The sequence below is a fragment of the Bradyrhizobium nitroreducens genome, assembly GCF_002776695.1.
GTDB classification, from domain to species: domain Bacteria; phylum Pseudomonadota; class Alphaproteobacteria; order Rhizobiales; family Xanthobacteraceae; genus Bradyrhizobium; species Bradyrhizobium nitroreducens.
In genome coordinates this window covers 3416597-3428814 of the sequence record NZ_LFJC01000003.1, presented here as the reverse complement: position 1 = coordinate 3428814, position 12218 = coordinate 3416597, and the positions used below count along the sequence as shown (strand labels likewise).

At 66.5% G+C, this 12218-nt stretch carries 9 protein-coding genes; 4 read left to right on the top strand and 5 right to left on the bottom strand.

Annotated elements, in window-relative coordinates; all coding sequences use genetic code 11:
* Window positions 1-51 precede the first annotated feature (51 nt).
* From TSA1_RS16730 to TSA1_RS16720, 3 genes are read left to right on the top strand one after another with little or no spacing between them, the layout of a single operon-like run.
* Entirely contained in the window at window positions 52-732 is a 681-nt protein-coding gene (locus TSA1_RS16730) for a response regulator transcription factor (protein WP_100181168.1), read from the top strand.
* Complete coding sequence (locus TSA1_RS16725) at window positions 716-2176, top strand: sensor histidine kinase (RefSeq protein WP_100177319.1); 1461 nt, start codon at window positions 716-718, stop codon at window positions 2174-2176. The genes TSA1_RS16730 and TSA1_RS16725 overlap by 17 nt, the downstream gene beginning before the upstream one ends.
* Entirely contained in the window at window positions 2173-5142 is a 2970-nt protein-coding gene (locus tag TSA1_RS16720; protein WP_100177318.1) for a bifunctional [glutamine synthetase] adenylyltransferase/[glutamine synthetase]-adenylyl-L-tyrosine phosphorylase, read from the top strand. The genes TSA1_RS16725 and TSA1_RS16720 overlap by 4 nt, the downstream gene beginning before the upstream one ends.
* Here TSA1_RS16720 and TSA1_RS16715 read toward each other — a convergent pair.
* The 5 genes from TSA1_RS16715 to TSA1_RS16695 are packed head-to-tail and all read right to left on the bottom strand — an operon-like array spanning window position 5117 to window position 11097.
* On the bottom strand, window positions 5117-5350 hold the full coding sequence (locus TSA1_RS16715) for a formate dehydrogenase subunit delta (RefSeq protein ID WP_174718931.1): 234 nt from the start codon (window positions 5348-5350) through the stop codon (window positions 5117-5119). The genes TSA1_RS16720 and TSA1_RS16715 overlap by 26 nt on opposite strands.
* Window positions 5340-6167 (bottom strand): formate dehydrogenase accessory sulfurtransferase FdhD, encoded by an 828-nt coding sequence (gene fdhD / locus TSA1_RS16710; RefSeq protein ID WP_100177316.1) that lies wholly within the window; start codon window positions 6165-6167, stop codon window positions 5340-5342. The genes TSA1_RS16715 and fdhD overlap by 11 nt, the downstream gene beginning before the upstream one ends.
* Before the next feature lie 4 nt (window positions 6168-6171).
* A complete protein-coding gene (gene fdhF / locus TSA1_RS16705) occupies window positions 6172-9057 on the bottom strand; it encodes a formate dehydrogenase subunit alpha (RefSeq protein ID WP_100177315.1) in 2886 nt (961 codons plus the stop codon).
* Window positions 9058-9067: 10 nt separating this feature from the next.
* Window positions 9068-10624, bottom strand: coding sequence for a formate dehydrogenase beta subunit (locus TSA1_RS16700; protein WP_100177314.1), 1557 nt, complete (start codon window positions 10622-10624; stop codon window positions 9068-9070).
* Window positions 10621-11097, bottom strand: coding sequence for a formate dehydrogenase subunit gamma (locus TSA1_RS16695; RefSeq protein ID WP_100177313.1), 477 nt, complete (start codon window positions 11095-11097; stop codon window positions 10621-10623). The genes TSA1_RS16700 and TSA1_RS16695 overlap by 4 nt, the downstream gene beginning before the upstream one ends.
* Window positions 11098-11322: 225 nt before the next feature.
* On the opposite strand from TSA1_RS16695, the gene TSA1_RS16690 reads away from it, so the two are divergent.
* The gene (locus tag TSA1_RS16690; protein ID WP_100177312.1) at window positions 11323-12216 is read left to right on the top strand and encodes a LysR family transcriptional regulator; all 894 of its coding nucleotides are present in this window, start codon (window positions 11323-11325) and stop codon (window positions 12214-12216) included.
* Window positions 12217-12218 lie beyond the last annotated feature (2 nt).

Sequence of the window (12218 nt, the reverse complement as noted above, 5' to 3'; positions counted from 1 at the left end):
TCGCGCCATGTTTAGAGAAGGTTGACCTCCTTGACCGCCGCCGAACGCACGATGCGCCTCCTCATCATCGAAGACGACCGCGAATCCGCCGACTACCTCGTGAAGGCGTTCCGCGAAGTCGGACACATTGCCGACCACGCCGCCGACGGCGAGGAGGGCCTCGCCATGGCCGAGAGCGGCGATTACGACGTGCTGGTGGTGGACCGCATGCTGCCCAAGCGCGACGGCCTGTCGCTGATCGGGATGCTGCGCGACAAGGGCAACACCACGCCGGTGCTGATTCTCTCCGCGCTCGGACAGGTCGACGACCGCATCAAGGGCCTGCGCGCCGGCGGCGACGACTATCTGCCGAAGCCCTATTCCTTCGCCGAGCTGCTGGCCCGGGTCGAGGTGCTGTCGCGCCGCCGCGGCGGTCCCGCCGAGGACACGCTGTACCGCGTCGGCGATCTCGAGCTCGACCGGCTCTCCCATCGCGTCGCCCGCGGCAAGGACGAGCTGACGCTGCAGCCGCGCGAATTCCGCCTGCTCGAATATCTCATGAAGCACGCCGGCCAGGTGGTGACGCGCACCATGCTGCTGGAGAACGTCTGGGACTATCATTTCGATCCGCAGACCAACGTGATCGACGTGCACATCTCGCGGCTGCGCTCCAAGATCGACAAGGGATTCGAGCGGCCGCTGCTGCACACGATCCGCGGCGCGGGGTACATGATCCGTGACGGCATTCGGTAAACTCGTCCGCACCACGGCATTCCGGCTGACGCTGGTCTATCTGCTGCTGTTCGCGATGTTCGCGGCCTCGCTGCTGGCCTATTTCGCCTGGAATACGCGGCGGCTGATCACCGAGGAAATCACGCAGACGGTCAATGCCGAGACCTCGGAGATCTCCGATCTCTACGACAGGCGCGGCTTGCGCGGCCTGGTGCTCGCGATCGAGTACCGCGCGTTGCGGCCCGGTGCCAACCTCTATCTCGTGACCACGCCGACCGGGCAGGCGATCGCCGGCAATGTCGGCTCGCTCGCGCCCGGCGTGATGGCGACGCGCGGCTGGTCCGAGACCGCCTATCGCCGCATCGAGGATGCCGACGATCGCGACCATCGCGCGCTGGTGCGCGTCACCGAACTCGAGAACGGCTTCCGTCTCCTGATCGGCCGCGATCTTGCCGAACGTCGGCGTCTGTTCGGCATCGTCGCCAAGGCCGCGCAATGGTCTGTCCTCATCGTCGTCGTGCTCGGCCTCGGCGGCGGCATCTTCGTGGCGCGCAGGGTGCTTAGGCGCATCGATGCGATGAGCGGCACGGCGCATCGCATCATGACCGGCGATCTCAGCGAACGCCTGCCGGTCGGGCGCAGCGGCGACGAGCTCGACCGCCTCGCGGAAAACCTCAACGCCATGCTGGAGCGGATCGAGGCGCTGATGGCGGGGCTGAAGGAGGTCTCCGACAACATCGCTCACGATCTCAAGACCCCGCTGACACGGCTGCGCAACCGCGCCGAGGAAGCGTTGGCAAAATCGGGCTGCGAGGCCGACTACCGGGCGGCGCTGGAGCGGACCATCGAGGAATCAGACGGTTTGATCCGCACCTTCAACGCGCTTCTGATGATCGCGCGTGCCGAGTCCGGGCAGGCGCGCGGCAACATGGATGATTTCGACGCCGCCGATGTGGCCAATGGCATCCACGAGCTCTATGAGCCGCTGGCCGAGGACGACGGCATGACCTTGAAGGTCAAGGCCGATCCGACGCCGGTTCACGCCAACCGCGAACTGATCAGCCAGGCGCTCGCCAATCTGGTCGAGAATGCGATCAAATACGGCAAGCCTGTCGCGCAGACCGGGGGAACCGTGGTCAGCATGGACGCGCGGCCGATCTTGATCGAGGCCAGGCGCGAGGGCGACCAGGTGCTGCTCAGCGTCACCGATCGCGGTCCCGGCATCCCCGAGGCCGACCGCGAGCATGCGGTCGAGCGATTCGTTCGCCTGGAAGCGAGCCGCACGCAGCCGGGCTCGGGCCTTGGCCTCAGCCTCGCTTCGGCGGTTGCGACATTGCATGGCGGCGAATTGCGGCTGGGCGACGCTCAGCCGGGCCTCGTCGCCACGCTGGTGCTCCCCGCGCGCCTCCGTGCCGGCGACAGGGTTGCTCCGCCAATACCGGATGTGCCACAGAAGGTGGCATGAACCACTCCGCGCCGGGAAACGCGGACAAGCATGGTGAGAGGCTGGCCGCGCGCTTCGCGGAAGCTCCCCATATTGCCGCTTCCACAACCGACGAACGACGTCTGGAAAGCTGGCTGAGCGAGCTCGAGCCGGCCCAATCGGCCCGTCTCGAGGCGCTGCTGGTCCATCCTTTCGCGCGGGATATCCTGGCCGGTATCGCGGAATTCTCGCCTTATCTGTTCGATCTGGTGCGCGCCGATGCGTTGCGTCTGGTCCGGCTGCTCGAATGCGACCCGGATGCGCATCTGGCGGCCCTCATCGCGGACGCCAGAGGCGCAGTGCTCGCGGCGGCTGATGAGGCCGAGGTGATGCGGCTGCTACGCCGCATGAAGGCCGAGGCCGCGCTGCTGACCGCCTTGTGCGACATCGGCGGGGTCTGGCCGGTGATGCGGGTGACGGCGGCGCTGACCGACGTCGCGGTGTCCTCGGTGCAGGCGGCGCTCCAATACCTGCTGCGGCAGGAAGCCGCACGGGGCAAGATTTTGCCGCCCAATCCCGAGGCGCCCGAAGAGGGCTGCGGCCTGATCGTGCTCGCCATGGGCAAGATGGGTGCGGGCGAGCTGAACTATTCCAGCGACGTCGATCTCATCGTGTTCTTCGATCCCGATGCGACGACGCTGGCGCCCGATATCGAGCCGCAGCCATTCTTCGTCCGGGTCACGCAGGGGATGGCGCGGATCCTCCAGCAGCGCACCTATGACGGCTATGTGTTCCGCGTCGATCTGCGCCTGCGGCCCGATCCGTCCTCGACGCAGGTGGCGATCTCCAGGGACGCCGCGCTGAACTATTACGAGCGGGAAGGGCGCACCTGGGAGCGCGCCGCGATGATCAAGGCGCGCGCCTGTGCCGGCGATGCCAAGGCGGGCGAGGCGCTGCTGGCCGAGATCGCGCCCTTCGTCTGGCGCAAGCATCTCGACTTCGCCGCGCTCGCCGACGTCCACGACATGAAGCGGCAGATGCAGACCTATCGCGGCCAGAGCGAGGTCGCGGTGGAGGGGCACAACGTCAAGGTCGGCCGCGGCGGCATCCGCGAGATCGAGTTTTTTGCCCAGACCCAGCAATTGATCGCCGGCGGCCGTCATCCGGAATTGCGGGTGCGGCCGACGCTCAGGGCGCTCGACATTCTGGCGTCCAGCAACTGGATCACCGTTGCCGCGCGCGACGAGCTGACCATTGCGTACGAATTCCTGCGCCGGGTCGAGCATCGCCTCCAGATGATCGCCGACGAGCAGACCCATGCGCTGCCCGAAGACAAGGACGCCGTCGAGCGCTTTGCCCGCTTCTTCGGCTATCCGGATCGCGAAGCTTTTGCGGGCGATCTGCTGCGACAGCTCAAGATCGTGCAGGGCCACTACGAGAAGCTGTTCGAGGGCGACGATCCGACCGGCACCGCCAAGCTGCCCGCGCTCGACTATGGTGCCGGTCCCGACGATCCGCGGCTGCTCCAGCACCTCGCAACGCTCGGCTTCAAGAAGCCTGCCGCGGTGGCGCAGACCGTGCGCGACTGGGTCACCGGCGACTATCGCGTGTTCCGCAATGAGGCGACGCGTAATGCCTTCATCGAATTCGTGCCGGCCCTGATCGACGGGCTTGCCCATGCCGAGGAGCCGGATCGCGCCGTCGTGGCGTTCGATCAGTTCCTCGGGGCCTTGCAGCGCGGCGGCCGGCTGTTCACGCTGCTCGGCCAGAACCGCGATCTTGTCGCGCTGGTGGCGCTGGTGCTGGGCGCGGCGCCGCGGTTGGGCGAGATGCTGGCGCGGCAGCCGCAGCTGATGGACGGCCTGATCGATCCGCGCTTCTTCGGCGCCATGCCGGACAGGCAGGAATTGTCGGGACGGCTGGCTGCGACCGTGCAGGACGCGGGCTCATATGAAGAATTCCTCGACCGCCTGCGTCTGTTCGGGCAGGAGAGCCTGTTTCTGATCGGCACGCGGATCCTCTCCGGCACCGTCTCCGCGCAGCAGGCGAGCACCGCCTTCGCCGATGTCGCCGAAGGCATCGTCCACACCGTGCATGGCCTCGTCGCCGACCGCTTCGCCGCCCAGCACGGAAGGATCAAGGGGCAGGAGACCGCGATCATCGCGATGGGCCGGCTCGGCAGCCGCGAGATGACGGCCTCGTCCGATCTCGACCTGATCCTGCTCTACGATTTCGACGCCGACCATCCGGACTCCGACGGGCCGAAATCGCTGCAGGGCGCGCATTATTTTGCCCGCCTGACCCAGCGTCTGATCAGCGCGTTCACGACGCGCACCAATTACGGCGTGCTCTACGAGATCGACATGCGGCTGCGTCCCTCGGGCCGCGCCGGTCCCGTCGCTTCGAGCCTGGTCTCATTCGCGGACTACCAGGCCAACGAGGCCTGGACCTGGGAGCACATGGCGCTGACGCGTGCGCGCGTGGTGTCCGGCTCGCCCGAATTCCGGGAACGGATCGAGCGCGTCATTCGCGATGTCCTGACCCGCCGCCGCGATCGCGACATCACCGCCAATGACGTTGCCGATATGCGGCGCGCGATCGCCCAGGAGAAGGGCGAGGGCGATTGCTGGGATCTCAAATACGCCGCCGGCGGCATGGTCGATATCGACTTCATCGCGCAATATCTCCAGCTCGTGCACGCACACGAGATGCCCGAAATCCTCGACGTCGGCACGATGCAGGTGCTCGACAATGCGTGCAGGCTCGGCGTGCTGCCGCAGTCGGAGACCGAGATCCTGCGTGCCGCAGCCCGGCTCTATCACGATCTGACGCAGATCCTGCGGCTGTGCGTCAGCGATCGTTTCAAGCCGGAAACCGCCGGCACGGATCTGCAGCGCGTGATGGCGCGCGCCGGCGATGCGCCGGACTTCTCGTCGCTCGAGGCGCGGGTGAAGGAGACGCAGGGCGAGGTGCGGCGGGTGTTCAGGGCGCTGCTGGAAGCGTCGTAGTTTGCTTCAGCGCGGTGAGCGCCTCGCGGACGTCAGGCGCGAGACCCGCCCCGCCGGCGTCGAGATGCGCGAAGATCGCGCGTTTCATCCGGGGATCCCAGAACTTCTTGATGTGCTCGGCAATCCCCGGCACGGCCTTGCCGTGGCCCTGGCTTTGGAAGAACTTGCCGATCTGGTTGGCCATGTAGATCAGGCGGTCAGGCGACATCGGCAACCTCCGTGGCATGGCGGGCGACGACCCGGTCACCATGCGAAAACACTTCGAACCCGTCCTGGCGGGCAATGGCGACCAGCGTGATGCCGGCGGCTTCCGCGGTGCGGACCGCGAGCGCAGTGGGCGCGGACACCGCGATCATCACCGGCGCGCCGATTGCTGCCGTCTTCTGCACCATCTCGACCGAAACGCGACTGGTCAGCAGCACCATGCCGCAGCTCGCATCCGCGCGGCTGCGTGCCAGGGCGCCGGCGAGCTTGTCGAGCGCGTTGTGGCGGCCGACATCCTCGCGCAACGCGACGATGTTGCCTGATGGGGACCAGAACGCGGCGGCGTGAACGGAGCGGGTCTGCAGGTTGATCGATTGCAGCGGCGCGATCGCCTGCATTGCCGTCATGATCTGTTCGGGCGTGAAGGTCTGCCCCTGCGGCACGACCGCCGCGGGTCGCACCGCCTCGGCAATGGACTCGATGCCGCAGATGCCGCAGCCGGTGGGACCTGCGACGTGGCGACGGCGCTCGCTGATGAGCGCCGCATCTTCCGGTGCGAGCCAAATCCTGAGCTCGATGCCGTCGTCGAGGCGAACGATGTCGAGCGACTTGATGTCGTCGACCGACTTGATGATGCCTTCGTCGAGGCTGAAGCCGACGGCAAAATCCTCCAGGTTCTGCGGCGTCCCCATCATGACGGCGTAGGTGCCGCCATTATAGGTCAGCGCCAGCGGCGTCTCCTCCGGGATCAGGCGCACGCCTTCGGACGCGGCGCCGTCGCGCCAGATCTCGCGGTCGATGGCCTGGACGGGCACGTGCATGCCGTTACTCCGCGGCCTCGGCCGGCACGATGCGGCGGGATTGCCGCGCCTGCGCGTCATAGGCCTTCTGCCAGTCGGACGGGCCGTTCGAGGGCGAGACCTGCACCGCCGTGACCTTGTATTCGGGGCAGTTGGTCGCCCAGTCCGAATAGTCGGTCGTGATGACGTTGGCCTGCGTGTCCGGATGGTGGAAGGTGGTGTAGACGACGCCGGGCGCCACGCGATCGGTGATCTCCGCGCGCAGCGTGGTTTCGCCGGCGCGGCTCTTCAGCCGCACCCAGTCGCCGTCGCGCACGCCGCGCTGCTCGGCATCGTGCGGATGGATCTCGAGACGATCCTCGGCATGCCAGACCACGTTCTCGGTGCGCCGCGTCTGCGCGCCGACATTGTACTGGCTGAGGATGCGCCCCGTGGTGAGCAGCAGCGGATAGCGCGGGCCGGTGCGCTCGTCGGTCGCGACATATTCGGTGACGACGAACTTGCCCTTGCCGCGGACGAAGCCGTCGATATGCATGACCGGCGTGCCTTCGGGCGCCTTGTCGTTGCAGGGCCACTGCACCGAGCCGAGCTCGTCGAGCTTGGCATAGGAGACGCCGGCGAAGGTCGGGGTCAGCGCCGCGATCTCGTCCATGATCTCGGAGGGGTGGCTGTAGTTCATCTCGAAGCCCATCGCCTTGGCAAGGCCGATGGTGACCTCCCAGTCGGCCATGCCGTTCTTCGGCGTCATCACTTTGCGCACGCGCTGGATGCGGCGCTCGGCGTTGGTGAAGGTGCCGTCCTTCTCGAGGAAGCTCGAGCCGGGCAGGAAGACGTGGGCGTAGTTCGCGGTCTCGTTCAGGAAGAGGTCGTGGACGATGACGCATTCCATCGCCGACAGCGCCGCCACCACGTGGCTGGTGTTGGGATCGGACTGCAGGATGTCCTCGCCCTGCACGTAGATGCCCATGAACGTGCCTTCGACCGCGGCGTCGAACATGTTGGGAATGCGCAGGCCTGGCTCGGGATTGAGCTTGACGTTCCAGAGCGCCTCGAACTGGTCGCGCACGGCATCGCCGGAGATGTGGCGATAGCCGGGCAGCTCGTGCGGGAACGAGCCCATGTCGCAGGAGCCCTGCACGTTGTTCTGCCCGCGCAGCGGGTTCACGCCGACGCCGGGACGGCCGATGTTGCCTGTCGCCATCGCAAGGTTTGCGATCGCGATCACGGTGGTCGAGCCCTGGCTGTGCTCGGTGACGCCCAGGCCGTAATAGATCGCGCCGTTGCCGCCGGTGGCATAGGTGCGGGCCGCCTCGCGCAGATCCTTCGGATCGACGCCGGTGAGGATGGCGGTGGCTTCCGGGCTGTTGTTCGGCTGGGCGACGAAGGCCGCCCATTCCTCGAACTCGGTCCAGTCGCAGCGCTCGCGCACGAAGGTTTCGTTGACGAGGCCCTCGGTGACGATGACATGCGCGATCGCCGTCATGACCGCGACGTTGGTGCCGGGCATCAGGGGCAGGTGGAGCGCCCTGACGTGCGGCGACTCCACCATTTCGGTGCGGCGCGGATCAATCACGATCAGCTTGGCGCCCTGACGCAGCCGCTTCTTCAGGCGGGAGGCGAACACGGGGTGGGCCGAAGCCGGATTGGCGCCGATGATCACGACGACATCGGTGTCCTCGACCGAGTCGAAATCCTGCGTGCCTGCGGAGGTGCCGAAGGTGGTGGCAAGGCCGTAGCCGGTCGGGGAATGGCAGACGCGGGCGCAGGTGTCGACGTTGTTGTTGCCGAAGCCGGCGCGGATCAGCTTTTGCACCAGATAGGTTTCCTCGTTGGTGCAGCGCGAGGAGGTGATGCCGCCGATGGCGTCGCGGCCGTATTTTTTCTGGATGCCGCGCATCTTCGCGGCGGCAAACGAGAACGCCTCGTCCCAGGACACTTCCTTCCAGGGATCCTCGATCCGATCGCGGATCATCGGCTTGAGAATGCGTTCCTTGTGATTGGTGTAACCCCAGGCGAAGCGGCCCTTGACGCAGGAATGGCCGCGATTGGCCTTGCCGTCCTTGTACGGCACCATGCGCACGACTTCCTCGCCGCGCATCTCGGCCTTGAAGGCGCAGCCGACGCCGCAATAGGCGCAGGTGGTGACGACCGAATGCTCGGGCTGGCCGATCTCGATCACGGATTTTTCGGTCAGCGTCGCGGTCGGGCAGGCCTGCACGCAGGCGCCGCAGGAGACGCATTCCGAGCCGAGGAAGCTCTCGCTCATGCCGGGCGAGACGCGGCTGTCGAAGCCGCGGCCGGAGATGGTCAGCGCGAAAGTACCTTGCACCTCCTCGCAGGCGCGGACGCAACGCGAGCAGACGATGCACTTGGAGGGATCGTAGGTGAAGTACGGGTTGGACTCGTCCTTCGGCATCCAGTGGTCGTTGTCGCAGCCGTGGCTCTTGCCAGGTGTCTTGGCGAAGACGTGGTTTTCGCCCTCATAGCCGTAGCGCACGTCGCGCAGGCCGACGGCGCCGGCCATGTCTTGCAATTCGCAATCGCCGTTGGCGCCGCAGGTGAGGCAGTCGAGCGGGTGGTCGGAGATGTAGAGCTCCATCACGCCCTTGCGCAGCTTCTTCAGCCGCTCGCTCTGGGTATGCACGACGAGACCGGGCATCACGGGGGTGGTGCAGGACGCCGGCGTGCCGGCACGGCCCTCGATCTCGACGAGGCAGAGCCGGCAGGAGCCGAACGCGTCGACCATGTCGGTCGCGCAGAGCTTCGGGATCTGGTGGCCCGCGTCCATCGCGGCGCGCATGATCGAGGTGCCCTCGGGCACGGTGACCTCATTGCCGTCGATGGTCAGCGTCACCATCGTTTCCGATTTCGAGCGCGGCGTGCCGTAGTCGATTTCTTCGATCAGAGACATCGTCGTTCTCCTATTCCGCGGCCTGAAGCGTGCTCGGGGCCGGGACGAAATCCTCCCGGAAGTGCTTCAATGCGCTGAGCACCGGGTAGGGCGTGAAGCCGCCGAGTGCACAGAGCGAGCCGAATTTCATGGTGTTGCAGAGGTCTTCGACGAGCGCGAGGTTTTCAGCTACCCGCTCGCCGTTGATGATCTTCTCGATGGTCTCGACGCCGCGGGTCGAGCCGATGCGGCACGGCGTGCACTTGCCGCAGGATTCGATCGCGCAGAACTCCATCGCGAAGCGCGCCTGCTTGCGCATGTCGACGCTATCGTCGAACACGACGATGCCGCCATGGCCGATCAGGCCGTCGCGCGCGGCGAAGGCCTCATAGTCGAACGGCGTGTCGAACAGGGCGCGGGGGAAATAGGCACCGAGCGGCCCGCCGACCTGAACGGCGCGAACGGGGCGGCCGGTGAACGTGCCGCCGCCGATGTCGTCGACGAGCTCGCCGAGCGTCGCGCCGAAGGCCGTCTCGAACAGCCCGCCATGGCGGATGTTGCCGGCAAGTTGGATCGGCATCGTGCCGCGCGAGCGGCCCATGCCGAAATCGGCATAGGCCTTCGCGCCCTCGGCGAGGATGAAGGGGGCGGCCGCGAACGACAGCACGTTGTTGATGACGGTGGGCTTGCCGAACAGACCATGATGCGCCGGCAGCGGCGGTTTTGCACGCACGATGCCGCGACGGCCTTCGAGGCTCTCCAGCAGCGAGGTCTCCTCGCCGCAGACATAGGCGCCGGCGCCGACGCGGACTTCGAGATCGAAGCTGGAGGTGGAACCGCCGATCTTGTCGCCGAGATAGCCGCCGCGCTTGGCGGCCGCGATGGCAGCATTCATCGCCTCGACCGCATGCGGATATTCACTGCGGATGTAGATGTAGCCTTCGGTCGCGCCGACGGTGAGGCCGGCGATGGTCATGCCCTCGATGACCAGGAAAGGATCGCCCTCCATGATCATGCGGTCGGCGAACGTGCCGCTGTCGCCCTCGTCGGCGTTGCAGACGATGAACTTGCGGTCGGCCTTGGCCTGCGCGACGGTCTTCCACTTGATGCCGGTCGGAAAGCCCGCGCCGCCGCGGCCGCGCAGGCCGGACGCCGTGACTTCGTTGAGGATCGCGTCAGGTCCGAGCGAGACTGCGCGCTCAAAACCCTTGTAGCCGCCATGAGCGCGGTAGTCGTCGAGCGAGCGCGGATCGATCACGCCGCAGCGGGCGAAGGTGAGGCGGGTCTGGCGCTTCAGCCAGGGAATCTCGTCGGTTGCGCCCAGCCGCAGCAGGTGCGGCGTATTGCTGGCGAGCGCGTCGAGCAGGGACGGGACATCGGCTTCGGTCACCGGACCGAAGGCGATGCGGCCCTGCGGCGTCGCCACCTCGACCAGCGGCTCCAGCCAGTACATGCCGCGCGAGCCGGTCCTGACGATCTCGATCGCCACGCCGCGCGTGGCTGCTGCCTGCACCAGCGCCAGAGCAACTTCGTCGGCACCGACGGCGATCGCGCCGGCATCACGTGAGACGAACAGACGCAGGCTCATCGCTGTGCCTCCGCAACCAGCGCATCGAGGCGATTCTGGTCGAGCCGGCCGATCAGGCGACCGTCGAGCATTGCGGACGGTGCGGTCGCGCACAGGCCGAGGCAGTAGATCGGCTCCAGCGTGACGCGATGATCGGGCGTGGTGCTGCCGAGCGACACGCCGAGCTTTGCTTCTGCACGCGCCGCCAGCACATCGCCGCCCGCGGCCTGGCAGGCCTCGGCGCGGCACAGTTTCAGCACATGGCGGCCGGCCGGCTTGTGGCGGAAATCATGGTAGAATGTGAAGACGCCATGCACCTCGGCGCGCGACAGATTGAGCGCCTGCGCCACCATGGGAATGGCCGCCTCCGGCACGTAGCCGAACGCCTCCTGGATCGCGTGCAGGATGACCAGCGTCGCGCCCTCCTGGTTGGCGTGTTCGGCGATGATCTCGGCGCCGCGCGTCTCGTTCCAAGGCTCAAAAGCCGCTGTCATTCTTCGTTCTCAAGCTGAGCGTTCCCTCGGCGCAAACTAGTTGGAATCATTCGAAGATCAATAAAGCTGTCCCGTGCTGCGATTGCGGATTCCGATCGATTTGCAACCGCGATGGATCGATACGGATTGGCAATGAAAGTTGGATCGGCTGCTCGGTTTTTGCGTGTTGGCGCAGGCCCGGCATGCTAGCTTGCATGCCAGGCGAGAATTCGAGGGGACGACCGGTTGATCGACAAGCTTGAACTATTGCTGGCGCTGGCGAAGGAACGGCATTTCGGACGCGCGGCGGAAGTCTGTGGCGTGACGCAGCCGACGATGTCGACCGGGCTCAAGCAGCTCGAGGAAATTCTCGGCGTGATGCTGGTTCAGCGCGGGTCCCGTTTCCAGGGTTTTACCCCCGAAGGGGAGCGGGCACTGGACTGGGCGCGGCGGATCGTCGGCGATGCCCGCGCGATGCGTGACGAGATCAACGGGCTGAAGCATCAGCTCTCCGGCGAGATCCGCATTGCGGCGATCCCGACCGTGCTCGGCATGGTGGCCGCGCTGACGACGCCGTTTCGCGCCCGGCATCCCGACGTGCGCTTCCGCATCCAGTCCACCACCTCGTCCGAGGTGCTGGGGCTTCTGGAAAATCTCGAGGTCGATGCGGGGCTGACCTATATCGAGAACGAGCCGATCGGCAAGGTGCGCACCATTCCGCTCTACAACGAGAGCTATCGTCTCCTGACCGCGCCGGATGCGATGTTCGGCGACCGCGAGACGGTGACGTGGGAGGAGGTCGGGCAGGTGCCGCTATGCCTGCTGACGCCCGACATGCAGAACCGTCGCATCATCGACCGCGCGCTGCGCTCGGTCGGCGCGGAGGCGACGCCGACATTGACCTCGAACTCGCTGCTCGTGCTGTTCACGCATGTGAAGACGGGGCGCTGGGCGAGCGTGATGCCGGCCAAGCTTGCCGAGACGCTCGGCCTCTCGGACACCGTCCGCTCGATCCCGATCACCGATCCCGATGTCAATTACAGCATCGGCATGGTGATCCCGCAGCGCGATCCGATGACGCCGCTGATCGCGGCGCTGGTCAACGTCGCGCGCGAAGTCGCGCCGACGCTGCAGCTGTAGGG

Coding starts and splice junctions, on each gene's coding strand:
- TSA1_RS16730 (WP_100181168.1), top strand. CDS start 52: ATGCGCCTCCTCATCATCGAAGACGACCGCGAATCCGCCGACTACCTC.
- TSA1_RS16720 (WP_100177318.1), top strand. CDS start 2,173: ATGAACCACTCCGCGCCGGGAAACGCGGACAAGCATGGTGAGAGGCTG.
- TSA1_RS16715 (WP_174718931.1), bottom strand. CDS start 5,350: ATGTCGCCTGACCGCCTGATCTACATGGCCAACCAGATCGGCAAGTTC.
- fdhD (WP_100177316.1), bottom strand. CDS start 6,167: ATGCACGTGCCCGTCCAGGCCATCGACCGCGAGATCTGGCGCGACGGC.
- fdhF (WP_100177315.1), bottom strand. CDS start 9,057: ATGTCTCTGATCGAAGAAATCGACTACGGCACGCCGCGCTCGAAATCG.
- TSA1_RS16700 (WP_100177314.1), bottom strand. CDS start 10,624: ATGAGCCTGCGTCTGTTCGTCTCACGTGATGCCGGCGCGATCGCCGTC.
- TSA1_RS16695 (WP_100177313.1), bottom strand. CDS start 11,097: ATGACAGCGGCTTTTGAGCCTTGGAACGAGACGCGCGGCGCCGAGATC.